25 protein-coding genes and 1 pseudogene are annotated in these 26507 nt (G+C 41.3%); 9 read left to right on the forward strand and 17 right to left on the reverse strand.

Translation table 11 applies throughout. The annotated features are described in order from the left end of the window. Window positions 1–4: 4 nt before the first annotated feature. The 3 genes and pseudogenes from FKV42_RS01065 to FKV42_RS14320 all read right to left on the reverse strand — a co-directional run bounded on the left by FKV42_RS01065 (window position 5) and on the right by FKV42_RS14320 (window position 6704). A complete protein-coding gene (locus FKV42_RS01065) occupies window positions 5–4636 on the reverse strand; it encodes a PGF-pre-PGF domain-containing protein (protein WP_196214004.1) in 4632 nt (1543 codons plus the stop codon). A 489-nt stretch (window positions 4637–5125) separates the two neighbouring features. Further along, window positions 5126–6169, reverse strand: a complete 1044-nt coding sequence (locus FKV42_RS01070; RefSeq protein WP_154808392.1) for a DUF2278 family protein — start codon at window positions 6167–6169, stop codon at window positions 5126–5128. Window positions 6170–6234: 65 nt separating this feature from the next. After that, a pseudogene (locus tag FKV42_RS14320) lies at window positions 6235–6704 on the reverse strand (GIY-YIG nuclease family protein). 111 nt (window positions 6705–6815) lie between these two features. Here FKV42_RS14320 and FKV42_RS01080 point away from each other — a divergent pair. Further along, entirely contained in the window at window positions 6816–7175 is a 360-nt protein-coding gene (locus FKV42_RS01080) for a carboxymuconolactone decarboxylase family protein (RefSeq protein WP_154808393.1), read from the forward strand. Between the two features lie 9 nt (window positions 7176–7184). On the opposite strand, the gene FKV42_RS01085 is transcribed toward FKV42_RS01080, so the two are convergent. Further along, entirely contained in the window at window positions 7185–7472 is a 288-nt protein-coding gene (locus FKV42_RS01085; protein WP_154808394.1) for a DUF1294 domain-containing protein, read from the reverse strand. A gap of 114 nt (window positions 7473–7586) precedes the next feature. On the opposite strand from FKV42_RS01085, the gene FKV42_RS01090 reads away from it, so the two are divergent. After that, window positions 7587–7991, forward strand: a complete 405-nt coding sequence (locus FKV42_RS01090) for a cupredoxin domain-containing protein (protein WP_154808395.1) — start codon at window positions 7587–7589, stop codon at window positions 7989–7991. Window positions 7992–8017: 26 nt separating this feature from the next. On the opposite strand, the gene msrB is transcribed toward FKV42_RS01090, so the two are convergent. Beyond that, on the reverse strand, window positions 8018–8425 hold the full coding sequence (gene msrB, locus FKV42_RS01095; RefSeq protein ID WP_154808396.1) for a peptide-methionine (R)-S-oxide reductase MsrB: 408 nt from the start codon (window positions 8423–8425) through the stop codon (window positions 8018–8020). A 183-nt stretch (window positions 8426–8608) separates the two neighbouring features. On the opposite strand from msrB, the gene FKV42_RS01100 reads away from it, so the two are divergent. From FKV42_RS01100 to gpmI, 3 genes are all read left to right on the forward strand, one after another. Beyond that, window positions 8609–8938: a hypothetical protein gene (locus FKV42_RS01100; RefSeq protein ID WP_154808397.1), complete on the forward strand. Its 330-nt coding sequence runs from the start codon at window positions 8609–8611 to the stop codon at window positions 8936–8938. A gap of 126 nt (window positions 8939–9064) precedes the next feature. Next, window positions 9065–10501: an MATE family efflux transporter gene (locus tag FKV42_RS01105; RefSeq protein ID WP_154808398.1), complete on the forward strand. Its 1437-nt coding sequence runs from the start codon at window positions 9065–9067 to the stop codon at window positions 10499–10501. 47 nt (window positions 10502–10548) lie between these two features. Then, window positions 10549–12093 (forward strand): 2,3-bisphosphoglycerate-independent phosphoglycerate mutase, encoded by a 1545-nt coding sequence (gene gpmI / locus FKV42_RS01110; RefSeq protein WP_154808399.1) that lies wholly within the window; start codon window positions 10549–10551, stop codon window positions 12091–12093. Window positions 12094–12125: 32 nt separating this feature from the next. On the opposite strand, the gene fen is transcribed toward gpmI, so the two are convergent. The 3 genes from fen to FKV42_RS01125 form a co-directional block, all read right to left on the reverse strand. After that, window positions 12126–13142, reverse strand: coding sequence for a flap endonuclease-1 (gene fen, locus FKV42_RS01115; RefSeq protein ID WP_154808400.1), 1017 nt, complete (start codon window positions 13140–13142; stop codon window positions 12126–12128). Between the two features lie 32 nt (window positions 13143–13174). Then, on the reverse strand, window positions 13175–13489 hold the full coding sequence (locus tag FKV42_RS01120) for a hypothetical protein (RefSeq protein ID WP_154808401.1): 315 nt from the start codon (window positions 13487–13489) through the stop codon (window positions 13175–13177). A gap of 102 nt (window positions 13490–13591) precedes the next feature. Next, window positions 13592–13915 (reverse strand): hypothetical protein, encoded by a 324-nt coding sequence (locus FKV42_RS01125; RefSeq protein WP_154808402.1) that lies wholly within the window; start codon window positions 13913–13915, stop codon window positions 13592–13594. Between the two features lie 149 nt (window positions 13916–14064). On the opposite strand from FKV42_RS01125, the gene FKV42_RS01130 reads away from it, so the two are divergent. Further along, complete coding sequence (locus FKV42_RS01130; RefSeq protein WP_154808403.1) at window positions 14065–14967, forward strand: presenilin family intramembrane aspartyl protease PSH; 903 nt, start codon at window positions 14065–14067, stop codon at window positions 14965–14967. A gap of 38 nt (window positions 14968–15005) precedes the next feature. Here FKV42_RS01130 and FKV42_RS01135 read toward each other — a convergent pair whose 3' ends face one another. From FKV42_RS01135 to FKV42_RS01175, 9 genes are all read right to left on the reverse strand, one after another. Continuing rightward, window positions 15006–15473 carry a carboxymuconolactone decarboxylase family protein gene (locus FKV42_RS01135; protein WP_154808404.1) on the reverse strand — a complete coding sequence of 156 codons (468 nt, stop codon included), beginning with the start codon at window positions 15471–15473 and terminating at the stop codon, window positions 15006–15008. Window positions 15474–15509: 36 nt separating this feature from the next. Continuing rightward, window positions 15510–16448, reverse strand: a complete 939-nt coding sequence (locus FKV42_RS01140; protein WP_154808405.1) for a methanogenesis marker 7 protein — start codon at window positions 16446–16448, stop codon at window positions 15510–15512. Then, complete coding sequence (locus tag FKV42_RS01145) at window positions 16448–17044, reverse strand: methanogenesis marker 17 protein (RefSeq protein ID WP_154808406.1); 597 nt, start codon at window positions 17042–17044, stop codon at window positions 16448–16450. The genes FKV42_RS01140 and FKV42_RS01145 overlap by 1 nt, the downstream gene beginning before the upstream one ends. A 4-nt stretch (window positions 17045–17048) precedes the next feature. Beyond that, window positions 17049–18290: a methanogenesis marker 15 protein gene (locus FKV42_RS01150; protein ID WP_154808407.1), complete on the reverse strand. Its 1242-nt coding sequence runs from the start codon at window positions 18288–18290 to the stop codon at window positions 17049–17051. After that, window positions 18287–18757 (reverse strand): methanogenesis marker 5 protein, encoded by a 471-nt coding sequence (locus tag FKV42_RS01155; RefSeq protein ID WP_091710505.1) that lies wholly within the window; start codon window positions 18755–18757, stop codon window positions 18287–18289. The genes FKV42_RS01150 and FKV42_RS01155 overlap by 4 nt, the downstream gene beginning before the upstream one ends. A 9-nt stretch (window positions 18758–18766) precedes the next feature. Then, the gene (locus FKV42_RS01160) at window positions 18767–19201 is read right to left on the reverse strand and encodes a methanogenesis marker 6 protein (protein ID WP_154808408.1); all 435 of its coding nucleotides are present in this window, start codon (window positions 19199–19201) and stop codon (window positions 18767–18769) included. 2 nt (window positions 19202–19203) lie between these two features. Next, window positions 19204–20850, reverse strand: a complete 1647-nt coding sequence (mmp3, locus tag FKV42_RS01165; RefSeq protein ID WP_328287501.1) for a methyl-coenzyme M reductase-associated protein Mmp3 — start codon at window positions 20848–20850, stop codon at window positions 19204–19206. Continuing rightward, window positions 20780–22390, reverse strand: a complete 1611-nt coding sequence (gene atwA, locus FKV42_RS01170) for a methyl coenzyme M reductase system, component A2 (RefSeq protein ID WP_154808409.1) — start codon at window positions 22388–22390, stop codon at window positions 20780–20782. Before atwA ends, mmp3 begins: the two co-directional genes overlap by 71 nt. 249 nt (window positions 22391–22639) lie before the next feature. Beyond that, window positions 22640–23458 (reverse strand): HAD family hydrolase, encoded by an 819-nt coding sequence (locus tag FKV42_RS01175; RefSeq protein ID WP_154808410.1) that lies wholly within the window; start codon window positions 23456–23458, stop codon window positions 22640–22642. A 109-nt stretch (window positions 23459–23567) separates the two neighbouring features. On the opposite strand from FKV42_RS01175, the gene FKV42_RS01180 reads away from it, so the two are divergent. Genes FKV42_RS01180 through FKV42_RS01190 form a run of 3 tightly spaced genes read left to right on the forward strand, consistent with a single transcriptional unit; the run spans window position 23568 to window position 26442 of the window. Continuing rightward, on the forward strand, window positions 23568–24287 hold the full coding sequence (locus tag FKV42_RS01180) for a matrixin family metalloprotease (protein ID WP_230375382.1): 720 nt from the start codon (window positions 23568–23570) through the stop codon (window positions 24285–24287). Continuing rightward, window positions 24284–24649 (forward strand): methylated-DNA--[protein]-cysteine S-methyltransferase, encoded by a 366-nt coding sequence (locus tag FKV42_RS01185; protein WP_154808411.1) that lies wholly within the window; start codon window positions 24284–24286, stop codon window positions 24647–24649. Before FKV42_RS01180 ends, FKV42_RS01185 begins: the two co-directional genes overlap by 4 nt. Before the next feature lie 59 nt (window positions 24650–24708). Further along, window positions 24709–26442: an aldehyde ferredoxin oxidoreductase family protein gene (locus FKV42_RS01190; protein WP_154808412.1), complete on the forward strand. Its 1734-nt coding sequence runs from the start codon at window positions 24709–24711 to the stop codon at window positions 26440–26442. Window positions 26443–26507 lie beyond the last annotated feature (65 nt).

A 26507-nucleotide genomic window follows, 5' to 3' on the forward strand; every position in this document is an offset into this window, starting at 1 on the left:
AGATTTAACTCCGTTTATTGTATGCAACAAATGCACCTACTAGCAGAACTGAAACACCTCCAAGTACTGCAAGAATACCTGTTGAACTGCTAGATGACTCTGGTTCTTCTTCAGTATCAATATCTTCTGCAATTGTATCATCAACCGACATAAGACTATCTTCTTCCACAGTCTCAATTACCTCTGCTTCTGAACCAATCGCAAATGGAGAGAATCCCGGGGTTTCACTCTCTAAGGAAACAAATTCATTGTCTTCCTCTGTTACAGATGTTGGAAGTGCATTCCATGAACCATCCGAATATCTATAGAGACTGACTGTACTTGCTTCGATATTGTTTTCTTCAAGCCATGATTTTTCAACCTTGAAAGTGATCAACAGGTTCTCAACATTATCAGGAGTTACGAAGCCAGATTTACCAACCCAGATATTCATCTGCTGGTAGACAGTACCCGGTGCATCAACATCTGCAAATGAGGATCTATCATTCAACACTTCAACAATAGTAGAGATTGTGCCTGAGTTCTTCAGGGAATCGAACTGAACTGATGTGATAGCATTGCCCTCTTTTGTGAACTCGTAATTAATATGAGAATCCTTGTTGATGAAAATGCTTAGCACATCCTTTACAAAGATATTCTCATACTTTTCACCGGTGGTACCTCCGCCACCACTGCCTCCAGAGGAGCCGCCGCTGGATGATCTTTTGTTATCCCCATCGTCATCACCTGAATCATTGTCTACGACATCATCAGGATAAGTTCCAGTAATTCCATACGTCGAGAAATGAGACACATAGGCAGTCCAGTAATTTTTCCCATTGATTGTTTCTATTGAGGTTGTACAGTTATCCCAATATCCTGTAGTCTCATTGTAATAACGAATGACAACATCATCTTCCGTCATTCCATCAGGCAAATCCACTGAATCTGTAGGTATTGAAATCTTAGCACCTGACATATTCTCTGCAAGAGACACATCCAGTTCAACATTAAAGAAATAAAGACCTATGGAACCATCGGTCAGGTTTTCCATTGGAACAGTACTTTCGGTCACAATTATGTTTCCAGTAGTATTGTTTGTTCCATCGAAAGTAATGGACATACCAAATTCACTACTATTGAATATACCAGTTCCATTTTCATAGGTTACAGTTTCAATGTATAGTATGGAAGTGCTTTCACCAGTATTTCCTGCAAGGTCAGTTCCTGTGACGTTCACATAGAACAGATTTTCATTGTCCAGTGGGAAACAGCCGGTCCATTTGCTACCATTCTGATATACTGAGATTAACTCAGAGTTCACTTCAACAATAGGATTACCAGTTATGTTTTCGGAAACACTTACAGAGACATTCCTATATGTATCATTACACTGAGAAGTTATTGATGAGAATACAGGAGATGTATGATCAATTACCACCTGTATGTCAGACATCGTGGAATTAATATTCGATGCAGCATCAGTTGCAGTTACTGTCAGGTTATAAATACCTTCACTCAGTGATGAAAGATTAAATGTTGCCGTCCAATTATTGTTGATAAATTCTGCACTCTTTCCTGCGCTTATACCTGAAATTTCATCATAATCTGAGGATGTAGGGTTAAGGAAGTAGTCTACAGAGTTCACATCCTCGGATGTTGATGTATTCACCGTAAGTGAGGAGTTACTATATGCATAATCTCCTTCTTGAGTAAAGTAACCAAAGATGTCATCGATATCAATTATAGGCGCTGTGTTGTCTACAACAACATCTTTCTCTTCTGATGCCAGGTGACCGAATTCATCGAAACTTGTCAGAACCATGGTGTAATCTCCGCTAGGTACTGGTTCACCTGACTGGTTGCTTGCATTCCATGTCAAAGTCAAGTTATATCCACCTGAAATTATGGACTCTGTTAAATCCTCGGTGAAAACTATATCTCCTGAACTGTTAACGATCAGGAACTCACTTCCAAGTGGATACATATCACTGCTGTTGAGAATTATGTCAACTGGATTGTTCACGCTTATATTGCTGTCAAGTCCAACACTGATATTGACAAAAGGTGCACCATCATCAACTATAATAGTTTCACTTGCTTCAGGTGACCAAGCATAATCATTGTCCTGAACCTTGAAGTAGATAGTATGCTCTCCAGCAGGCAGATTTGATGTGGAGAAGCTGGCATCTGTACTTAATTGTCCATCAATGCTAGAGGTCCAATTATAAGCAATAACGCTTCCATCAGCGTCTGTTCCTTCTCCACTGAAAGTAATTGATTCACCCACAACAGAGGTATTAGGTGTGATAGATATTATTGTTGCAGTTGGAATAGAATTGTCCAATATTTCCAATTCTGCTGAAACAATATCTGACCACGAGTCATCATTATCCTGAACACGGAAACTGATTGTGTGAGTTCCTATAGACAATGATGAAATACTCAACGTTGCTGTATCTCCAAGGTCACCATTTATGCTTGATGTCCATTCATAAGCAACTATTGAACCATCTGTGTCATCACCAGAACCAATTAATTTAACTAATGCACCTGACTTTGCAGGATTTGGTAATATTGATTCAATAGTAGCTGTTGGTGCTTCATTTGGTACTGTAATATGAATATAATTCGTCTTTACTATGGAATCGGACCCATAATCATTCGTTACTTCCAAACTTACAGTATAATCACCAGCCACATCATATGTATGTAATGGATTCTGGTCTGTGGAAGTTGCACCATCTCCAAAGCTCCATGACCACGATGTTGGATTACCACTTGAAGTATCAGTGAACTGCACTTCCAGAGGTACATCACCAGAGGTTACATCAGCAGAGAACGAAGCACCTGGAGGCTGTCTATCTGTGATTGGAGTTGTAACTATCGCATAGGCACCGGCATTGTTTGCGAAGAGATAATCAACAATATTATCTTCATTCAAATAAGAATAGGCCGATAACACAGACCATAAAGATGTATATTCATTGGTCATGCCGGTTCCAAATTTCCATATCGTTGAACTGTCAGAGCCATCAATTGCAATGACAAAATTCTCACCGAAATGAGTATATTTCCAAGTTTCATCATTCAAGTAACATAAATTGCTTTCAATTTCCATAACTGGATCTATAATGTTATCTCCGTTGATATCACAAATTGCCCAAGTCCATGTATCAAGATAACTCCATTCAAGGCTCCCCTCTGCAGAGTCTAAAGAATTGATAGTTACATAATCAGACCATTCAAAGATTTGTCGCCCATCGTTGCCTTTAAAGATAGCCATAGTAACAAGATACTCATCTTCTGTTACTTCTTCAGAATTTGTGCAAGTTATGTCCTCTATTCCGTCACCATCTATATCTTCACCCACTTCTATACCGTAAGTAGCAACTGGTGATGTCCAGTCCCAGAAAGATTTACCATCGCTGTTGCTTCGGAATTGTAAACCTACATTACCATAATAATCCTCATATAAAAGGGCAAAGTCGGCGAATCCATCACCATCAGCATCTTTTAGGTTTGTAATATACCATGGATAACCATCTATTTCAAATTCCTCACTCCAGATGACAGAACCATCGGTCACTCTCAGTGCATTAAGATTTCCTTCATAAGTAAATGTAAGCAGTTCAGAAATTCCATCATTATCTACATCAATAATTCCTATTACTCCCACATTGGAAGTGGATTCCCAAACCACTGATTCATCAGTACCTCTAATCACAGCAATATATCTAGACTGAGACTCAGTATCCCAATCTTCTACCACAAAATCAGTTAAGCCATCACCTGTAAAATCTGCATATTCCCAATATACATAATAAGGAAGTTCACATAAAATCGAGCCATCACTGCTACTCAAAATATATGAGACCTCATCGTAATCATCTCCAGACTCAATTTCTATTTCTACAAATATATCTTCAGTTCTGTCACCATCTACATCACTTACTGAATCAAGGCAATCGAAGTCATCTCCAGCCCAAACATCACAACCTTCTATTTTTTTTGTCCAGATTGTTTCTCCATCTGAACCACTCAATAGTGCAACATTAAGATATGACTCCTCTAAATCAGGATTAAAAATATGATAAGCGACAACAATGTCATTCTCATTGTTCACCGATATAACAGATTCAACATTTCCAGGACTATCTTTACTCCATATAGTAGAACCATCCAAACCGCTTAATGCCAATATTTTATCATCGCCATCTACTTCATCACAAACAACAAAATCATAAATTCCGTCACTATCAACATCATTCAAAGGATACATATCGATATCTAAATAAGATCCGCTACTTTCATAAGTCCAAAGTAGATTTGCATCACCTTCCAATACGCAATAATCAGAGGAACTTGATCCAGAAGAAGCTTCAGATATCTGAGTAGTATCACTCAGAATAGCAGAATCAGTTAAACTTGAAAAATCATAATCAGAAACTGTATTCCAATCTCCTTCCCCTAAAGCTCTTTTCAAATTTTCGAGAGATTCCATTCTCTTTTCGAAAACTTTTTCAGAAACATCAATATTGGAAATGTCTATTTGATCGTTTTCTTCAAAATCATTCCCAGCCGCATTTGCAACACCGATACTAAATAATGCTAAAATCAGCATTATCTCAATAAATATTATTTTAAGTTTAACCACAGTACCACCTATCATGAAAAGTAAAGAGAATTAAGAAAATTAGTATAAAAATTTTATCAAATAGATATATTTTAAAAATAGAAGAATAAAATATAGCATATTTATGTATATCGAATATCCAGTAATGAATTAATAGCACCTTCCTTAACAAAAATTCACTATTGTTGATTGTACCCTGTATTCTATTGGATATACTTCCGTTGCTATGCAAGAATGACAACATGAAAATAGAGAGAAGGTAGTTTGGTGATGGAAGGAAGTATACTATGATTATTTCAAATAAACTTCGTAGCTACATGTGTGCCTTTGCTACCAAGTTGTATCCTTGGAATATTCCCCTTTTTGTTTCAAGGTTAATCCTGGGTTTAAAACCCATTGTGTTTGAAGCGGATATTTTCACTATTCTTTGCATTATTTCTATCCACTATTGAAGCATATACATGCTATAAGACAGTAGGAAGATGAAAAAAGTAAATGAAAAAATAATTATCAGAATACAAGTGTCCAGCCAGACCGGACTTCCCTGCTGCTGTAATTCACTTCATGCATAAGATTACCATGATTGTCATAAAGACTGATAGTTCCACCACTGTTGGATAGAATTACTCCTTTTCCGGAAAACAGGATTCTTGTACCTGAACCTGCACGGATCTTGCCTTTAAGATTGGACTTGCGACCTGCTGCGTCTTTAAGTGACCAGCCGGCAAGGTCAATTGCTTTTGGTGAAGCATTGAAAAGCGTCACTGATTCTTTGCCAGAATCGGTCCCTTCAGGATTTACAAGTGCACCTACAATCAGCACAGAACCTTCATCTATAGACTCAGGTTCTTTAACATCACATTCCTGAGATGCGGTTTCGGGCTTTTTCTGCACTGGAGCATCGGGTAAACAGTGTCCTGTGAAATCATCAGTGTTGAAACACTGTGACTGGAAAGCAAGGAAAATAGCAACCCATCGGTCATCTTCTGGTAAGTGAATGAGCAGACCGCCATCCTGATAGGGGGCATCATCAGCCTGCCATTTCTCAGAATTCCCCTGATTCATGTGAATATCGTGGATGCCGCTTCCGGGTCGAAATCCAAAGAAACTGTCAGGTAAAAATGACTCTGGGCCCCATCGTTCTCCAAAAGCATAGAGCATGCCTCCATCCATGTCAGCGGCTTTATCAACGTACTTCTGTATAAGTTCATTAAGGTCATTGGAAGGACCGGGAATATCACATTCCAACGGCACCATTTTTGATGTATCAAAAAGTCCTCCACGGACGTAATCAAGTCGCAGGTCTCTTGAAGACCGGTCAACATTCCTATATCCCATTTCAAGTTCTGGGAGCTTTTCAATTATAGGATGAATGAAATTATCATCGACAAAATAAAGCAACTCAGACGGAGCCACCCTGGAATTAACATTTACAGCCACACGGTGCTCACTTTTTCCATCATGAACAAGTATCTGGAAATGAGCATTCTTACCCTTGCCTTTTTTCCAGTCTTTCGGCTTCCCTTTCAATATCCCATAATTTTCAAGAGACATAGTGAAACTTACTCTGCACCTGAATTAAAACTTTTCTGTGTTTTGTTTCCAAATTGATTAGTAGGTTAGACAAAATGAGCAACTTTAGATTTCAATCCCGTTGAGGTAAAAGCATCTTTTATCATAAATACCGGACGTTTTTTACTGTAAAAAAGGTGAGAAGAACAGCCGCAATCGCCTGCTCCAAAACCACGAATCTGGTTGTTAAAAACATATTCCAATCTACCTGCAAGTTCGCATTCAAACGGCTCATCAGTAATTGCATATACCACTGATATAAGTTCGAATTCCTGTGAAACCGAAAGATAATCCACATGCCAGCGTGGTTTTTTATTTTCTCTAATGAGAGCAAAACATGTCTTTTCAGTCTTTTAAGACCTCCGGTCCCAAGCGCTGAACCGACATATACATGGTAGCCTTTTGAAAACTCGATATTTTTAAGGCGCCCTGCATCAAGAACGCAATTTCCGTTCCTGAATATAAGGCAATAAACTCCTTTTTCAGAAATGTCCGGAAAATTCCTTTTGTCATGCACATTAAAGAAATGACAAAGAAAGCATTAAATCATTTCCTGCCAGATTTCAAATGCTAAATTATACGTGAAGCAAATTGAAAAATACAAAAAGCAAAAGAAGGGAAATAACAAATGCCAGATGAAATAAAAGAAGCAAAAGATGTGAAAGGATTCCAGCCAAGGGCTGTGACCTATGCTGAAAAAATGGATGATAATTTTGCAGAAGCTGTAGCAGGATTTTACAATTCAGTATGGGATGAAAGAGAAGATGGGCTTTCAAAGAAGCAGAAGCATCTTCTGGTATTTGCAATCGCATGCTCAAACCAGAAAACAAAAAGTGCTGTGAAGATCCTCCAGAGACTTAAGAAATATGGCGTAACCGCCCAGGAGATAAAGGACGTCATGATGATAGCAGCCTGGACAGGTGGCATACAGAATTTCACCAATTTAAGCCCTGAAATCCTGAAAGAGATGGAGAGACTGGAGTTTTAAACTTTAGTCTCAACTTAAAACATATAATGGTAGCAGAAACCTGATCAATACATAGATCTGGATCAGCAGAATAAGAGGCATCCCTATTGTAAAAGAGGAATGCTTTGTCTTATGACGGAAGCGATACATTCCTGCGATGGAACCTATACTGCCACCTATAATCGCAACCATAAACAGGGTTTTTTCAGGAATCCTGAATGCACTTTTTTTTGCTTTTCTTTTGTCAGTACACATAAGATAAAATCCAATGATATTGACCAGCAGCAAATACATAAGAATTATAAAGGATGTTTCCATAGCCTTTATTTCACTATAAGCCGTATAAATTTACCGGGGATAAGACATGAATTCATTACCCGAAAAAACTGGCTTTTTTAGAAAGAACAAAACTTAGAATTAGGGTGGTATAACATGACAAAAAAGTGGTTGATATTAATTACAATACTTATGCTTGCAGGTGTGCTTGTCAGTGGATGTGCCGACAACGCAGATGATACTGCAACTGATGAACAGATAGAGGACACGACAACAGAAGATGTTGCAGAAGAATTCACAGATGCAGTTGACTATGGTATCAGAATGGAATACTATGGTATGATGACACCTTCTGAAATAGAAATTAACAGAGGCGACACATTGGTATGGACAAATTACAAACCACAGAACACCTTTGTACTCGTTAGTGATGATGGCCTCTTTGAGGACCAGGAAATGTATGTCCACGACACATGCAATTATACATTCACTGAAAGTGGGACTTACACATTCAGTATTGTAGATGTACCTGACATGACCCTTGCGGTCACAGTCAACTGATCAGAGAGATTACTCTGATCACTACTTTACTTCTCTTTTTTAAAATCCAGTGAAATGGAATTCATGCAGTATCTTTTGCCGGTTGGTGCAGGTCCGTCATCAAAAACATGGCCTAGATGGCTTCCACAACGGCTGCAGACAACCTCTGTCCTTTCCATGAAATTACTGCGGTCTTCTTTTAGCGAGACTTTTTCCTCGGTAATCGGTTTGAAGAAACTTGGCCATCCAGTACCTGAATCATATTTTGCATCTGAACTGAACAACTCCTGACCGCAGGCTGCACAGAGATAAAGCCCTTTTTCCTTATTTGCATAGTATTTTCCAGTAAAAGGCGCTTCTGTACCTTTCTGCCTGAGTACAATGAACTGATCGTTACTCAGTATTTCTTTCCACTGCTTATCTGACTTTTCAATAGTATCTGCCGCATCTGCCATATTTAAACTCCCATTGAAATGGTGAGGGTATTAGAATAAAAAGATGTTGTAACACAAAAAAATAATAGTGAGTTGGCAAAATAAGCAGATACATATAAATATTATTTTTGAGAGAGTATATACTGTTGAACAAAATCACAAGATTAAAGTTCAATATTTGGATTTGATCACAGGGGAAATAACATGTCGGATTGGATTTACTACTATGAAGACAATAAGCAGACAGCATTGAAGAGAATAAATAACATGGCTCTATCTAATGGTTACAGCCGTGAGCTAAACTGCTGGGTAAACAAATACCTGGATCCTTTTTCAGTTGCAAGAACAATTGCTGAAGAGAGAAGAAGAAGTCTGGATCCTTTTTCCAGAATTCGTATGGAAGCGGAAAAAGATCTTGAATTCACATTGCTCAGAGCAAATAAAAAAGACAGGAACAACTGTGATATCATCTTCTTTGAAAGCAATCTCTTGCTTATGTTCAATCTTATGCTAAAACATATAAGAACTGCATAAACCAATTCAGGAGAAATCTTCCCAATAAACCATAAATGTAATTACCAGAAAAAACGGAAGAAAAGGGATAAATATACCTATTCTGTCTATAGTTTCATCCCCTTTTCCGGGAAGAAGGCATACTCATTGCACGAAAGAAGTAAACTTTTAGCTGACGAGAACATAGGCAAGCTTCTTTTCAAATTATCTGCACCTGCCACAGTGGGAATGCTGGTACAGGCCCTTTACAACATTGTGGATACTGTTTTTGTAGGGCAGGCTCTCGGTGAGAACAGCGTTCAGGGTATTGCCGGAATATCCATAGCTTTCCCGATAATGATGGTAATCATGGCTATCTCACTTGCCATTGGAATTGGCGGGGCTTCTATGATATCCCGCAGTCTTGGAGAAGGAAATCAGGAAAGAGCAGAGAATGTGATGGGGAACGTTCTGTCACTGGTCCTGATTATGAGCACATTTATCATCATTTCAGGTAGTATTTTCCTGACACCTCTTCTGAAATTGTTTGGAGCAACGGACACGATTCTGCCCTATGCTACCGAATACATGACAGTTATACTGCATGGTTCAGTGTTCTTCATGTTCGCACTTGCCATGAACAATGTTGTACGTTCAGAAGGGAATGCAAAGGTTGCAATGTACACAATGCTAGTTTCAGCTCTTGTAAATGTGATTCTTGACCCTTTATTCATTTTCAAATCAGGATATATTGAATTCAATTTCCTTGCAGATAAACTGGGAATCGCAGTTCAACCACTCTATTTACATGGTTTCGGACTGGGAGTTAAAGGTGCAGCCATTGCAACAATTCTTGCACAGGCAACAGGAGCCTTATTCCTTATATGGTATTTCGCTTCCGGAAACTCTAGTCTTCGCTTTCATTTGAAGAATCTTATACCAAAATCTGATATCGCCTTTGAGAGTATTTCCATCGGAATGGGACCACTTGCCAGAAATGCCTCAAGCAGCCTTGTTGTTATCGTACTGAATAATATACTCCTCATCTATGGAGGAGGAGATGTGGCAATTGCCATTTACGGTGTTGTTAACCGCCTTTTCATGTTCACGTTCATGCCAATGTACGGTATTGTCCAGGGACTCCAGCCTATTGTAGGTTTCAATTATGGAGCAAAAAAGTTTTCCAGAGTAATGGAATCTGTTAAGCTTTCCATGATGGTCACCACCACCATGGCTGTTGTAGGCTTTATAGTGCTTCTTGCATTCCCGGGAGAGCTTTTCGGTATATTCACATCTGACAATCAGTTGATATCATCAGGTGCATCTGCCACCAGAATAATGATACTGGCACTTCCACTTGTGGGATTCCAGGTGGTGGGAGCATCACTTTACCAGGCTATTGGCAAAGCCTTACCGTCATTTGTTCTTGCTATGAGCAGACAACTGTTATTCCTTATTCCACTGGTGATCATCCTTCCGAATTTCTTCCAGCTTACAGGTGTGTGGCTGGCGTTTCCACTATCCGATGGCCTATCGTTCCTGCTTACATTTGTGATGGTATTAAAGGAATTCAAGATTCTCACGAGGCTTGATAGTAGTTCCTGATCGGCCGATACAATGCATTTAAAAAGCATCGGAACAATTCAGAATTCATGTCATACGAGAATGGACCACTTTTACTGATGATAATTGACGGCTGGGGATATACAACCGAAGAAAAAGGAAATGCAGTAATGGCTGCAAACACCCCGGTTCTTGATACACTTGTGGAAAAATATCCATCATGCTTATTACAGGTTTCAGGCGAGGGTGTAGGACTTCCTGAGGGACAGATGGGAAACTCAGAAGTAGGACACCTTAACATCGGTGCTGGCAGAATAATCTACCAGGATCTCACACGCATAAATAAGGACATAAAAGAAGGCTCTTTTTTCAAAAACCAGATCTTGCTTGAAGCCATGGAAAATGTGAAGAAAAACAACTCAGCAATGCACCTTATGGGACTTTTCTCATACGGTGGTGTTCACAGTCACATGGACCACATGAGAGCACTTGTGGAAATGGCAAAGAAAGAAGGTGTTGAAAGAGTTTACATTCACGCATTCCTCGATGGCAGGGATGTTCCACCTCAGACTGCACTTGAGGATATGAAATCTCACGAGGAATTCTGCAAAAGCACAGGTGCAAAGACGGCAACTGTAAGTGGCAGATATTATGCAATGGACCGTGATAAGCGATGGGATCGTACACAACTGGCATACGATGCACTGACACTCGGTGAAGGAATCCTTGCAGAAGATGCAGTTTCAGCCGTGAGCATGGCTTATGAGAGAGGCGAGAATGACGAATTTGTAAAGCCTACTGTTGTTACAGATGAAAATGGGAAACCTGTGGCAACTGTAAAAGATGGAGACTCTGTGATCTTTTTCAATTTCCGTCCTGACAGGGCAAGACAGATGACCTATGCATTCGTGAATGATGACTTTGATGGATTTGAAAGAAAGGAAAGACCACAGGTTCACTACGTCTGTATGGCTGAATATGATGAAAATCTGGATATTCCAATCGCATACCCGCCAGAAACCATTACCAACACACTTGGAGAAGTCCTTAGCAAGAATCAGAAAAAGCAGCTCCGAATAGCTGAAACTGAAAAGTATGCTCATGTGACATTCTTTTTCAACGGTGGTGTGGAAAAGGAAAATGAAGGCGAAGACAGGTGTCTTGTATCTTCACCGGACGTTGCCACTTATGATCTTAAACCAGAGATGAGTGCTTATGAAGTGACAGACCAGCTTCTTGAAAAGATACAGTCCGGCAAGTATGATGCTATAATTCTCAATTTTGCCAACATGGATATGGTCGGTCACACCGGAATCGTGGATGCAGCCATCAAAGCAATCGAAGCTGTGGATAAATGTGTTGGAAAGATCATCGATGCAATAATCGAAAAAGGTGGAGCTGCACTCATAACAGCAGATCATGGAAATGCTGAGAAGATGATTGATTACGAAACAGGCAAGCCACACACTGCACACACATCAAATCCTGTAAGGTGTCTTCTTGTAAATGGTCCGGTGGGAGCAAAATTGCATGATGGTAAGCTTTCCGACCTTGCACCAACAATGCTTGAGATAATGAAAATAGAACAGCCTGCCGAGATGACAGGAATTTCACTTATCACAAAAGACAATTGAATCTTAGATTAATCTAGAATTAGGTTCTATATTTAGAACCACTTATCAAGGGTACTCTGATCGCTTCCTAATGAAGCTTCGAGGCGTTCCAGAGCCTTTGTTACCCTGTCCTCTGAGAAATCATGCTCTCCACAGAGGAAAGATATTACTGCTGATGAATCAGGTTTATTCCATTTGAGAGAATAATCATCTGTAACTGGTGGGGATTTGAAAAACTCTTTGATCCCTTCGAGATTCTCTATTTCCAGACCTTTTTCCTGAAGAATGTTCTCTATGCTGCCGTATTCTTTCACGAGTTTGAGAGCTGTCTTTGGACCAACACCCTCGATACCGTCATTATAATCGGTTCCGACACAAAGAGCAATATCAATAAGTTGTGACTGGTTTATTCCCAATTCATCCAGGTTTTCCTTAAGATCGATAAGTTCAGGTTTGACATCTACATAGATATTCTTCTTTGGGAGTTTTCTCTTACCTGAAACTGTCAGGTTCCTGACAACTTTTGGGGAACCGAAAAGCAGTGAATCGTAATCCTGAGATGCAATTCTGTCAGCATCTCCTTTTTTGACCATGTAGGCTGCCTGTGCCTCACCTTCTGATGGTGCATCAACATAAGGAATACCCATTGCGGTTAGCAACTTCTTAGAATCTTCAACAATTGTTGCATCAACTCTGGCAGATGCTTGAGCGTATTTGTAGGCCTCTTCAGCAAGGCCTTGTTCCTTTGCTTCTGCCCATTTTGCTTTAGCATTTTCACGGACTTCAGTCCGCTTCTGTATAGTTGAGTATTTGAACTCAGGTGGCTTGCCATCGAAAACAAAAACAGGTTTCACTCCGGCTTCAACAATATTGGTCATCCTGTAAAGGATACCGGACAGATGTGATGTAATGTTCCCCTGTGAATCTTTCAGGGGAGTGCCATCTCTCTGACGAATTATACTTAAGAATTGATAAAGTGTATTAAAGGCGTCAATCGCCACAACGTTTAATGAAAGGTCAGATACTTCAATCGTGCTCCTTTTTAGGAGCTCTCCTATATCAACACCCATGAAGAATCGTATAATTTTGATATTGAAACCTTTCAGGCTTCAGTTGTTATAAGTCCATTGCATTCAAGTCTTACATCGATAACAGAATCATCGTTTGCATCGATCTTTCCGACTTTAAGGATATTTCCTACCCTGTCAATAAGTTGTGTTTTAGTAATCTGTACCTGGTGGATATCATTTGTATCTCTGTTTTTGTGTACCACCACTAGACTATGCTGATCGGTCCCAATCTTACTTAACTTTGACATCATGTTCTTCACAAGCTGTTCAAAGTCAGAGTAGATAAGAATCTCAGAACATTTTCCGGCTTTTTTGATAATCCCAATAGGTTCTAAATTAATGCGCATATACGCACCTCTTATAGATAGAAAATATTACTCTACATTCTACTACAACCTAGTTAATATGGTTTTCGGAACTTAGAACAGTATCATTATTATGATAACAAATTACCTGTACCTTCGCCTGTCCATTGAATCCATTACATCATCCATCTTGATGAGGACCTCATTCATACGTGAATCAAGGTTATTTTCCACACTCTGAATATTGATCCTTAAAGAACGCTCTTTTGCTTCAAGCATATTGTCGATCTTACGCAGACGCATATCTACCAAAAGGATCATGGCAGCCAGCGCACCAACCATTACCATTGCAGAAAGTATGATCAAAGCATTTGCAGGACTGTATTTGAATCTACCAAGCCATTCGTATGTAAGTACAAACGAAGACACGACCATTACAACTGAGAATAATATTTCTCTGGTTTCCATTATGTTCCCTCATTCTTAATATGGACTTTTTTGCTATTTATATTATTTAACTCTATTTTTTAAAAAGAGAATCACTTAAATACTGAACAGAGTATTTACTATACATTATTATATAATATTCAATGATTTATATATTTGGAGTTGCTTAGTTGAGTTCTGAAAAGACGGTATTCAAAGATTACGTTCCAATGCTTGTTATGGCGGGCATTATTCTGGTGGTACAGATCACGGCACTGCTTCTGGCTGCGCCAATGAACGCAAACGACATGCAGGCTTTTGAAGACCCGGACTCGACTTCAAATGCAATATACTACATAGGCGTCATCCTTGTATTTACCGGCTTTTTGCTGCTGGCTATCAAAAAGAACATGGAATGGGTAATACAGTTAGTAATTCTACTTGCTGTAGGAGCCACTATGTACTACGTCTTCTATGCACTGCTTTCACTTGCAGACATCTCAGTCATGACAAACAATGTAGCATCAGGACTTGTAGCTGCTATACTTACAGTATTGCTCTATAAGTTCCCGGAATGGTATGTCATCGATGTAGTAGGACTTATTATCGGAGCCGGGGCCAGTGCGATATTTGGAATATCACTATCCATCCTGCCGGTTATTGTGCTTCTGGCACTGCTGGCAATCTATGATGCAATATCCGTTTACAAGACAAAGCACATGATAGACCTTGCAGAAGGAGTAATGGACCTTCACCTTCCAATTCTCTTTGTGATTCCAAAACACCTGAAGTACTCATTCATTGAGGACTCACTCAATAAGGAAGAAGGAAAAGAGAAAGAAGCATTCTTCATGGGACTTGGAGATGCTATAATGCCAACGATCCTTGTAGTTTCAGCAAATGTTTTCCTTGAACACACAGGATTCATATCCTACCCTGCCATCGGCGCAATGATAGGAACTATCATAGGATTTATGGCTCTTACAATACTTGTCATGAGAGGAAAACCTCAGGCTGGCCTTCCGTTCCTTAACAGCGGAGTTATACTGGGATACTTAGCAGGAGTGCTGCTTAGCGGAGCACCACTCTACTAATCTCTTTTTTAAATATACCTTAAGAAAAGAAAAATAATTCAGTCTTCCTCTGGAAGTTCTGAATTAATATTACACATTGTACAGTTTGAAGACGGGGCAATGCCCTGTTCATCTTCAGTAAAAACAGAATCTACTGAGCGGGTGCCTTCTGCAAGAACCGCTGCTGTTGATACACTGCTGGCTATGAGAACAGAATCGAATATCTCTTCTTTTGAGACACCGAGCCGTTTTGCAACTCTCACGTGAGTTTTCAGACAGTGCTCACAACGAAGTGCTGATGCCACTGCAATGCTGATAAGTTCCACGGTCTTAGGGTCCATGCGTTTGAATTCGCGCATAACACTATTCTCGTAGATCATCCGCGATATGAAAATTTCCGGCATATCCTTCATAAAATTAGTAATATATGGAATTTCTCCATATCTTTTCTCGACATCCGCCAGAATTTCATCGACAGCATCCTCTGGCTCTTTATCAAGGAGCTCTTTGATTTTTTCAAGTTCCATAATAACCCCTAATAAGTTCAAACCTTTTATCAAGCTTTAAGTTGAGAATCCAACCTCAGATTCACGTTTGATCTTGACCAATATATAATTTTTCATACGGGATTTTGTGATGGTTGCCATATCAGAAAGCCTGACACCTTCATCAAATTCAAGGTTCTCTACTCTTTCATGGAACTCATCATACGGAAGCTTCACACGAAGACCATCGAGCTGAAGAGTTACAGGCGCAGGAGAGAACACATCAAATATCTCAGGTATCTGTTCATGTATCTCTTTCATAACCCTGGGCGGAAGCACTGCAAGCGGGTCCTTTGCAAGGTCCTCACGCATTTTCTCCACAACTTCCACGACCTTCTCGAGCAAATTATCAAGGGAACTGAGTTCTCCTGGTTTCCTCAGACGATGGGCAACCCTGCCGATACCACCAACATAGAGATCCGCACCGACAACTTCCTCGGTCTTTATGTCATGAGGGCCTCCGGCAACAATCTTCGGAACAGTCACACCTTCAAGAAGCTTTGGTTTCTTGTTCTTGATACAATCTGCAAATGTACCGAATGAGAATACCGCAAGGTCATGCTCATTAATGAGTTTTCTCTCGTAGTTATCAGAAAGTGAGACCCTTCTACCCATTCCTCTTGCAAGACCGATCATATTGGTGTTTCCGCCACCTCTGCGCATGAATTCCGCAACATCACATGCAGAATGCGGAAGGTGGTGAGAAGCAAGAGTCGGAGAAACCACAGCGATCTCAGTTCCGGTAAGTGGAGCACGTTCCAGCTTGCCAAGAAGTTTCTTCCCGAGTTCTTCGATAAGATGAACATCATCTCTTGGGATGAGCATCACAAGAGTAACTTCTGTGGCTGCCGGGACTTTCTGAATAAGATAGCCTCCAAGGTCTTCCAGAAGTTCGGTGATAAGAGTATGCTGGTGAATTCCACCTTCATAAATATAAGGTTCAAGAACTGCTGCCATTATTCATCCTCCTGAAGTTCCGTTGCAATGTCCTGCGCTTCCTGTATCCATTCTTTTTTGAGAATATCCTCGGTTGCAGCGAATACAAAAACATGCTTATCCATTGAATGATAACGTACCCTGAATCCTTCCGGAGTAGCGCGGATAGCCATTTCAACAAGCCTTGACTGGAGAGTCTTCTGAGGGTCTGCCACAACAAGGTTTCGCAGGAATTCCACCTCTTCATCCAGCTCCTCCACAGTCAGGATAAGGGTTTTCCTTTCCGGCTGGCGTATCCCTGCACGTCCGTATTTTGCCCAGAGTTGTTCAAGTAATTCAGGAAGGTATTTTTCCTGTTCTATTGAAATTGTGACTTCTTTAGTCAAATGATTTGTAACATCGACACTACCCATATCGGATACTTTGACTTTTGGCTGGCTGCCCCTGAGAATTATAGCCATAAGGAAAAGGGATTCCTCTGGTCTAACTCTCACCTTTATTCTACCAATAGCACCGCCAAGCATCAGTTCGGTAATCACGTCCGCAACTATGCTCTTGTAGGCATCACCCTCTTCCGGTACCGTGGACTCTACAATGAAAGTCTCAAGAGGTTCCATAGAATTACTCCTCCACGTATCCTGAGGCCAGTAAAGCACTTCCTACAGCACCGATGAGGTGGGAGTTCGGTGGTACAAGAACATTGATCTTGAGCAGCTCACCAAGAGCTTTTGGAACACCTTCAATAAGAGATGAACCTCCTACAAGGATAAGTGGCTCCTTAACGTCGACTTCCTGAAGCTGCTGTTCAAATATCTGCTCAACGACACTGTGACATGCTGCTGCTGCAACATCTTCCGGTGTTGAACCCTTTGCAAGTGAGTTAACAAGTGACTGAATACCGAAAACGATACAGTAACTGTTCATATCAACATTCTGTTCCATACCCTTAACTGCAAGGGCACCAAGTTCTGTAATGTCTACTCCAAGCCTCTTTGCAGTCATATCAAGGAAACGACCTGATGCACCTGCACAGATACCTCCCATGGTAAACATTCCGGGAATTCCATCATCAACTGATATTGCCTTGTTGTCCATTCCACCGATGTCAATTACAGTTGCATGGCCTTTCTGGGTGTCAGCAAGATAAACAGCACCCTTTGAGTTAACAGTAATCTCTTCCTGTATGAGTTTAGCACCAAAGTGTTTACCGATAAGGAAACGACCGTAACCTGTAGTGCCGATCGCCTGAATATCCTCCTGCTTGACACCGGCCTCTTCAAGTGCCTGATTGAAAGCCTCTGTGGCGCTGTCAATGACCTTGATGGTCGGCACCCAGCCGGAACCTATGATCTCATTATCCCTCATTATAACAGCCTTGGTGGTCGTGGAACCGGAATCGATTCCTGCAGTGAGACCACTCTGCTTTTCTCTTGCAAGCAGGTGTCTGCGTCTTGCAATAGTTGTGAGAGCTTCCATACGTGTCAGCAATGTTGCTGCAGTTGTGCGCTCTGTGAATGAATAACTGATAACCGGAAGATCTGAATGTTTGTTGATGTAACGGCGAATCTCGTTTCTTACAATTGCCGCCTCAGCACACCTGAAACATGAGGTGATAAAAACACCATCGACATCAGAGAGCCCTTCTACAACAGCCTTTGCTCTTGCCATCATGAGACAAAGATCAGGACTTGCAGCCTCAATTCCGAAATCCTTGCCTATGTCATCCAGAATATCAATCTCAATTTCAGGATAGACAAGTTTGGCATTAACACTCTCTGCCACTGAAGTCAGTTCCCCGTGCACACCTGCATATTCGGAACCACATGACACAAGTGCCACTTTTACAACAGCATCCTCATTCATTCTGTTGCCTCCTCTGATTCTCCTTTGACTTCATCAAGTGATTTCAAAAACTCTGCGATCCTGTACACAAATTCCTGTCCTTCATCATCATCTTTTGGGAATTCCAGTTCCAGAAGTGGCATTTCACGGCTTCTGATAAGATACTTGGTAAGTTCGTTGGTACGGGCACATCCCATGCAACCAAAGGCCATTGGAGATTCACCTACAATGATTCCGGCTTCAGCCTCTTCGATCATCGGACCTACGATAGCCATCCTGCCTCTTACACCTGCCGGAACTTCCACAGCCGCATATTTGAGACCGTGCTTTGGCTCCTCTGCTGTAATATTCATGGGTGGTGAATCAACACCAACGGTTGTGACCTTTTCCTTTATCTTTTCCATCATTGCCAATGGTGTGTGACCGAACCTCTGCACCAGGTCAGAAAGGATCAGACTGTTTGTAGGGTATATGATAACTTTAGCCATGGTATTGCCTCATAAGCTGGATTCAACTATATCCTGAAGATCTTTCACTCCAAGTTTTTTCTTGTGTTCTATCTCTTTAAGCGGAACATGTTCATCGTATTTGTCAAGCGCCTTGCCTATCATCGGAAGCATCATCGCCTCTTCCTTTAGGAAATAGAAACCAGGTCTTGAACCTCCTCCACGGGAAGCACGGCAGCGCCTGTCATCACCCGGAGGGAAACCTCTCTCTTTTACGAAAATGTGATTTTTATCAAGATCAACGATCTCTTTGACAACTTTGTTAACAGCCTCTCTGGGCCCGGTGACCATTGTCCCGAAACATGTTTCCTTGATAACGATATCAGTACTGGATTCATATACCTTCATGGCAGCATCGATAGGCAGCACACTGTCAGAACTTGTGACGACAAGTTTTGTTATGACATCATTGTTCTCTTCAGCCATTTTTATTCCTCCTTGCTGCTCTCCAGGACATACATTAAATCGTCATCCTTGAAATGTTTGAGTTTCTCGGGGTCCAGTATCTTACCGATAATATTGGTGTTTCCAAGTCTCTCACCGGTCGGACCAAACAGGTCATCATCAACTAATTTGACACCTATCATTCCGGCCCTCTTTGCAGCCTGGTTGGTAACACCGATCTCACCTGCAATTGCCTTTGCCGGAGTATTTTCCGGGAAGATCTCTTTATAGGATTCCGCAGGCTTTTCGGCCTTGAAGATATAGGTATTCTCGTAGGTCATCATTACAGGAAGCAGACCTACCGGATCGTACTGTAGACCCACTGCATGCCTGAAGAAATCAAGGGTCTTTGGAGCAAGATCATCGTAAAGCTCGATCTCTACAAGCATCTCAGGGTCAACGCCCTGTACTGTTACCTTCTTTTCATGCAGGATCTCAATAGTGGTCGATGGAGACTGCTTTACAATAAAACCGTCATCACCGGTATAGCCTTCTCTGGTAACTTCAATATCCTTCTGAGCCATTTGTGCTTCTGCATCTGCATTGGTCATTCCAAGAAGCATAATACGATCAGGAACAGACTCAACCATAACTTTCTGACCTTTTTCTGCTATCCTTGCAAGTTCTATTCCCTGAACAACATGACCTATCACAGAATGCATGATAGATGAAGTGCGGGCATCGGTTGAAATGAAAAGTTTTCCGGCACCGTATCCCACAGTTCTCACAAAGACTGAACCTGTTGAACGAGCCTCAAAATTCTCGTATGTTACCAGTTCACCCTTGAACCTGTGATCGGATATAAATGAAGTTGAAAGATAATCAATATGGAACGTGCCATCCTTTGTTACTGCAAAGAAGAATTCTGCACCTTCAGGAGCCAGAGGATCAATTTCGATCTTGATGTAAGTGAAAATACGGTAACCATCTTCAAGTTTTGTTGAAAGGTCTGTCGTGGAAATATGTTCTCCTGCTTTTTCCCATTCGACAACCGGTTCTACAGATAGTATCCTGTCACCCCTGTCAAGGTCGGAGATTACATGTTTTCCGCTTATCAGCCTTGCAAACACACCATCTTCAGGTGCACCATATTCCGCAGAGTGGCGGGTTTTACTTACAATGAGGTGCGTATTTGCAGCATCGCCGCCGCCTGCACCGAAAAGCAGTGTGAACCTTTCCATTTCGGAATTATCACGTGTAGTTTCCATATCAGTGCTGAAAGGACCAAAGGCAAGTACATCCTTGTTTGTCCATCGTACAGGAAGTTCTGTAAGGTCTTTAAAAATAGAAATCCAGCGTTTGGAAGAAGGAGAAGATTCGTCAAGGAGCTCTATTTTGAACTCGCCTTTTGAGGTCTTCACAAGGTATTCCTTTGAAGCCTGTGATTTCTGATCTTCCTTCTCTATCAGAATACCAATCGCTGTACCCTTTTTGTAAGGGGCGTTTGACACCTTGATGGCGTCCTCAAGGGTTGAACTTCCGGGTAATTTCAGTTCCTGTCCGTTGATCTCTACCGTTATTTCGCCACTCGTGCCAAACTCCTCCGTATAGTCTAAAATATCATGTTTCAGCTGCTTCCATACGCTCTTCGTCGGTAAGCTCTGCCAGAACGGTCTTTGGTTCGCCGACACTGACTATCTTGCCATGCCTCATAAGAGCCACACGATCACATATCTCTTCCAGAAAGTCCATATCATGTGATACGATGACGAATGTGTCGCCCATCTTCTCACGTGCTTCCAGAATAGATTTTGTGACCTCTTTCTTTGTGAACGGGTCCATTGTTCCCGTTGGTTCGTCCATTATAATGATATTAGGTTCCTTCATCAGGATCTGGGCAAGTGCAACCCTGTGCCTTTCACCTTCACTAATCTCATCTGACATCTTTGATAATATAGATTTTGCCTTCTCTTCGGTAAATCCGGTTGCCTTCAGGGTATTGATAGCTTTTCTGACAGCAAGCTCGTATGGAAGGTCAATTCCTATAGATTCTGTAAGGTTGTCAATGATAGTCCTGTGTATATAAAGACCATATTCCTGATGCAGTATTCCCATATACTTTACAGCGCGTCCCCTGCATTCCGGACCGGGCTTTCTCATATCGACCCATTCCTCACCGACACGTACCTGTACGTCACCGCTGGTTGGCGATACAATACCCATAAGCACTTCAGATGTCGTTGTCTTTCCGGCACCACTCGTACCTGCAAGACCGAAAATCTCTCCTTCTTTTACATCAAAGGAAACATCATTTACTGCATAAACGACACCCCTGCTTACAGAAATATACTTCTTCACAAGGTTGTCCACCTTGATAAGCGGGTCACCTACAACAACGTCACACTTCTTTTCCACAGTGCAGAGCATTTCCATGAACCCTTTTGCAACTTCAGAAGGATTACCCTCTTTTACAATTGCACCATCTTCGAGGATGATGGCCTTGTCTGCAAGGTCTTCAATTACTTCTGACCAGTGGGACGTAATGACCATTGTCATGTTGTAGTCCTTTACTGCCTTTGCAATCACATCGTGGACTATGTCAGCTGTCCTTGGGTCAAGTGTACCGGTTGGTTCGTCGGCAATGAGGAGCATTGGATCTCTTACAAGCTGACGGGCAAGTACTACTCTCTGTTTTTCACCACCACTAAGATCACGTGCAACGTGCATCATACGGTGGGAAAGCTGAACCTTTTCCAAAAGTTCTACTGCACGGGAAACGGCAGTCTCGCTGTTAACACCGATTTCCGTAAGTGAGTTCACTACATTGGTTATGACCCTGTCATCACCATACAGCGCAAATGTACGCTGGAGCATGATTGCGATTCTCTTGGTAATCTCACGTCTGTTAGCATCATGCAGGGAAATTTTAATGAAATCAGCTTCAAAGGATGTGAGAGTATCACCACATGAAGGACACTGCTGTCCTGCTTTGCTTGGCGGCTCCATATGTCCGCACTTCTCGCATCTTGCGAGATGGTATATTACTTCTCCACTAATACCTTCGTACTCTTCAACACCACGCAGGACGTGCATCAATACTGTTTTGCCTGAACCACTCCTACCAAGGATACCGAGAACTTCTCCCTCGTTGATGGTCAGATTTATATCTTTGAGAACTTTGACACCATCAAATTCAAGTGTCAGGTTTTTGACTTCAATGAATAATGTCATTTGATTTCCTCCGCCCAGGGGTGCATAGGAGTCCTGTTTCACTAATCATGATATGCATATCTACTCAAATTACTTAACGGTTTTGCAGACTGCGCACAAAACTAGCTCTGCCGGAACCCATGCAGACCTGATAACAAGTTTTTAGCGTCTTTTTTAAAGAATTACTGTTGGATTATTGAACTCAATACATAAACGTAACGCATATGCTTCGCGGTGTTAACTTCTAAAAACGGTAGCTTCCATCTGATTTTATGAAGTGGTTGTGCCGCCCATATTTTTTATAATGTCAACTACATCGATGATATTAGCTATTATAATATCCGCAGAATCCTTCAATACCTGGGGGCGCTCATCACCTTGCTGGGATGTCAAAATTCCAATATCAGCAGCTTTTAATGCAAGTATATCATTCATTCCGTCGCCCACCATGATAACAGTATCATGGTCATTTTTCAGGTTTTTCACAATACGTTCTTTATCATGCGTTGTGGCAACTGCAAAAACATCTTTCATCGGGATTGACAACGAAGATGCAAGAACCTTCAGGTTTTGCGCGTCATCTCCTGAAGCTATGAAAACATCAACACCAAGACCCTTCACAGATTTTATCGTTTCTAAGGTACTGGAATACATCTTTCCGCCCGTACTAAGAACATAGGGAACAAGGTTATCCTGAGAATCAACAATAATACCTGCTGCAATATAGGATATTTCGGGACAACGACCTTTTACGTGGGACACTACATCGTAGATATCCCTCACTTTTACCGTATTCCCATGAATTATACTGTAAACATCTTCAAGTTCAAACGGACTGCTTGAACAACTTATTCCCAGAGGAATATCGTACATATCTATGAATTCACGAAGCTCCAGATCCGGGGAGCATTGCAATAATTCATCAAACCTCGTACGCAGAATAACAAGAGCCCTGTTTGCTTTTTCCGCAACCAAAAGAGTTGTCTGTATATCTTCCAGCACTGAGCCATCACTCATGTCCTTGGCAACACGGTACATATGTAACAGTGTTCCGGCACTGTCAAAGACAACAGCAACACGTCCTTTCATAAATTCTGATAGGACTCATCAAATATACGTTTACTCCTTTACTGCAAAGCCATGACAGCACAGAATCCCAAATAACTAATAAACAAACAGGAACTATTTGAGAACACCAATGAACAGAACTAACCTGATCATAAAAATCCTGGTAGTCATTGTTTTGCTGGCCCTTGCTTTAGAGGGTATGCGACATACAGATTATAATGAACCGGCAATAGTATCACAGCCGTGGGACCACAGCCCAATTACAGTTTATATTGATGATACTGATGTACCGGAACATTACAGCCCCAGTTACAGGGAAGATGTACTGAATGCCCTTATGTATTGGGAAAGCGGTGGGAACGGTCAACTTGAATTCCAGCCCGAATTTCAGGTTGTTGAAGTTGATAATGCTGACATATTGATAATGTGGGTAGACAACCTGGAAAAAGATGCAGGCACAGCAAATGGAATTGCAGGATTTACAAGGCCATATATCGTAAATGATCAATTTGAAAGAGTGGATATTGTCCTTGAAACCGGAAATTACGAAGGTTATGCATGGAGACAATACGGAGATAGCATTATGGAAGACATAGCCGCACATGAATTGGGACATGCGCTGGGACTTGGACACAGCAATGACAGAAGCGATATCATGTACCCTAAATATGACCGCAGGGAGAATCTTAATCCACTACTGTTCAATTCAACTCGCTATGTGCTTCTGACTCTGCTGATTGGAGCGGTACTTATAATTACATATCATGGAACCGGATGGCTCCAGTACAGAAAACAGAGAAAAAAGCTGGAAGATGATGTTTTCAGCAGTCCTGATAAAGAGGAAAAATGAGTGATATAACCATATTCCAGGCAATACTTCGATATTTTGGCGGAGAGATCGTTGATTTTTCGGAGTATGAGGTGGACCTTTCAGGACTCACAGAATTTCAGCGGGAAGTCCTCGATGAGGTCAGAAAAATACCCTACGGTGAAACAGTAACGTATCGGGAACTGGCCTACAGAGTAGGAAGAGAAGGTGCAGCCAGAGCTGTAGGTTCTGCTGTTGCCAAAAACCCTTATCCCATAATCATACCCTGCCACCGTGTAGTCTCATCATCCGGTATTGGAGGATTTTGTGGTGAAACCTGTGGAGAAAAGGTCGAGCTTAAGAGAAGAATGCTTGAAATGGAAGCTAACTGCAAAAGAAAATAAATGATGAAATAGATACTTGCTGATGATGGTGGAGCAAAACAAAACATATGGGGCTAAACATGGACGGATGGACGGGAAGAACAGTTATCATTGACCTGGGAAAAAACTCAGTCACAGAAACTAAAACTAAAAAGAAGTATGCTGAGCAATTTATAGGAGGTAGAGGTCTTGGATGCAGGCTCATGCAGGACTTTGCCGACCCTGAACTAGACCCGTTAAGCCCTGAAAATCCCCTGATACTTACCACCGGACCACTCACAGGAACCTCTATTCCCATGTCAGGACATTTTTCGATCACGTCTAAGTCCCCGCTTACGTCAACAATATTCAGTACAAATGTGGGAGGACATTTCGGTGCAGAACTAAAATTTGCAGGTATTGATGCTCTGGTAATTTTAGGTAAAGCTGAAAAGCCTGTGTACATCAGCATCTATGACGAAGAAGTGGAAATATTATCTGCCGGGCATCTCCGGGGAAAAAATACTGCTAAAACAACAACTCTTCTTGAAGATAAGGGAAAGGTCGCATGCATAGGTAGAGCCGGCGAAACACTGGTAAGCATGGCAAATATCGTGAATGACCGAATATATACCAGCGGCCGTGGAGGTCATGGTGCGGTTGCAGGTTCAAAGAACCTCAAAGCCATTGTTGTTAAAGGCACTAATAAAATAGAAATTGCAAAGCCTGATGAGTTTGAAATGCTGGTAGAGAAGGAAAATAAACTGCTAATTGCAAGCCCGCCTGCTTCCAAAGGACTGAAAATATACGGAAACTCAGTAATAACAGATCTTCTGGATTATATGGGAACTATGCCAGCCATGAATTTCCGTGAAAAAAAATTCCCTAATGCATACAAGCTTTCAGGCGAGGAATTAAACAATACAAATGTTCTAAAGGAAGCGCCTTGCTATTCCTGCCCTATTGGCTGCAAGAGAATCCACCCGGATGGAAGACCTGTTCCCGATTATGATTCAATATGGGCATTCGGCCCAAACATTGGAAATGATGACATTGAATTTGTGAAAGAACTTGACCGACTCTGTCTTGATTATGGACTGGATCCGATTTCAGTAGGATCTTCAATAGCTTCCTACATGGAAATTAAACCCGGGATCACAATGGAAGAGGTTAAGGAAATAGCCATTGAGATTGGAGAAGGAACACATAATCTATGTAAAGGATCTCATGATTACCTCTCTTCTACTGGAAAAGAGGAATGTGATACAACAGTAAAAGGTCTTGATATACCGGGATACGACCCCAGGGAAATTAAAGGCATGTCCATTGCCTATACCACTTCAAATACAGGTGGCTCGCACTTAAGTGCATTTATGGTTGGTCCGGAGATAATGGGAAAACCTATGCTGCTTGAGAGAGATAAATTTGATGGAAAAGCTGCTCTGGTATTATATTTCCAGAATCTTACAGCAGTAATTGATTCTCTGGTGATGTGTCCGTTCACAATGCTTGCGATAGGAGAAGTGGATTTCGCTTCTATGCTGAATAAGGTAACTGGAGAGAACTATTCTGCCGAGGAATTGCTAAGAGCTGGCGAAAGGATATTCAATATGGAAAGGATGTTCAATCTGAAAGCAGGTATCACATCCAAAGATGACACGCTTCCTGATAGGTTCTTTGAGAATGGTGGCATTGATAAAAACGAGTTTGAAAAGACTATTCTGGACTATTACCATTTCAGAGGATGGACAGTTGAGGGAATCCCGGAAGAGGATAAGCTCAAAGAACTTGATATTGATGAAGGAAAATGTGAAATTGAATGTTCTGCAGGATGAGAAAGATATAAATGCATTTATAGTAGAATCCTCTATTATAACCCCCTGTTAACGCGAAATCAAAG

Source organism: Methanolobus vulcani, assembly GCF_006546655.1.
In the GTDB taxonomy this organism is placed as follows: Archaea; Halobacteriota; Methanosarcinia; order Methanosarcinales; family Methanosarcinaceae; genus Methanolobus; species Methanolobus vulcani_A.

Bases quoted from the DNA above. Each gene is read 5' to 3' on its own strand.
- FKV42_RS01070 (WP_154808392.1), bottom strand. From the start codon at position 6,169: ATGTCTCTTGAAAATTATGGGATATTGAAAGGGAAGCCGAAAGACTGG.
- FKV42_RS01080 (WP_154808393.1), top strand. From the start codon at position 6,816: ATGCCAGATGAAATAAAAGAAGCAAAAGATGTGAAAGGATTCCAGCCA.
- FKV42_RS01085 (WP_154808394.1), bottom strand. From the start codon at position 7,472: ATGGAAACATCCTTTATAATTCTTATGTATTTGCTGCTGGTCAATATC.
- FKV42_RS01090 (WP_154808395.1), top strand. From the start codon at position 7,587: ATGACAAAAAAGTGGTTGATATTAATTACAATACTTATGCTTGCAGGT.
- msrB (WP_154808396.1), bottom strand. From the start codon at position 8,425: ATGGCAGATGCGGCAGATACTATTGAAAAGTCAGATAAGCAGTGGAAA.
- FKV42_RS01100 (WP_154808397.1), top strand. From the start codon at position 8,609: ATGTCGGATTGGATTTACTACTATGAAGACAATAAGCAGACAGCATTG.
- gpmI (WP_154808399.1), top strand. From the start codon at position 10,549: ATGTCATACGAGAATGGACCACTTTTACTGATGATAATTGACGGCTGG.
- fen (WP_154808400.1), bottom strand. From the start codon at position 13,142: ATGGGTGTTGATATAGGAGAGCTCCTAAAAAGGAGCACGATTGAAGTA.
- FKV42_RS01120 (WP_154808401.1), bottom strand. From the start codon at position 13,489: ATGCGCATTAATTTAGAACCTATTGGGATTATCAAAAAAGCCGGAAAA.
- FKV42_RS01125 (WP_154808402.1), bottom strand. From the start codon at position 13,915: ATGGAAACCAGAGAAATATTATTCTCAGTTGTAATGGTCGTGTCTTCG.
- FKV42_RS01135 (WP_154808404.1), bottom strand. From the start codon at position 15,473: ATGGAACTTGAAAAAATCAAAGAGCTCCTTGATAAAGAGCCAGAGGAT.
- FKV42_RS01140 (WP_154808405.1), bottom strand. From the start codon at position 16,448: ATGGCAGCAGTTCTTGAACCTTATATTTATGAAGGTGGAATTCACCAG.
- FKV42_RS01145 (WP_154808406.1), bottom strand. From the start codon at position 17,044: ATGGAACCTCTTGAGACTTTCATTGTAGAGTCCACGGTACCGGAAGAG.
- FKV42_RS01150 (WP_154808407.1), bottom strand. From the start codon at position 18,290: ATGAATGAGGATGCTGTTGTAAAAGTGGCACTTGTGTCATGTGGTTCC.
- FKV42_RS01155 (WP_091710505.1), bottom strand. From the start codon at position 18,757: ATGGCTAAAGTTATCATATACCCTACAAACAGTCTGATCCTTTCTGAC.
- FKV42_RS01160 (WP_154808408.1), bottom strand. From the start codon at position 19,201: ATGGCTGAAGAGAACAATGATGTCATAACAAAACTTGTCGTCACAAGT.
- atwA (WP_154808409.1), bottom strand. From the start codon at position 22,390: ATGACATTATTCATTGAAGTCAAAAACCTGACACTTGAATTTGATGGT.
- FKV42_RS01175 (WP_154808410.1), bottom strand. From the start codon at position 23,458: ATGAAAGGACGTGTTGCTGTTGTCTTTGACAGTGCCGGAACACTGTTA.
- FKV42_RS01180 (WP_230375382.1), top strand. From the start codon at position 23,568: ATGAACAGAACTAACCTGATCATAAAAATCCTGGTAGTCATTGTTTTG.
- FKV42_RS01185 (WP_154808411.1), top strand. From the start codon at position 24,284: ATGAGTGATATAACCATATTCCAGGCAATACTTCGATATTTTGGCGGA.
- FKV42_RS01190 (WP_154808412.1), top strand. From the start codon at position 24,709: ATGGACGGATGGACGGGAAGAACAGTTATCATTGACCTGGGAAAAAAC.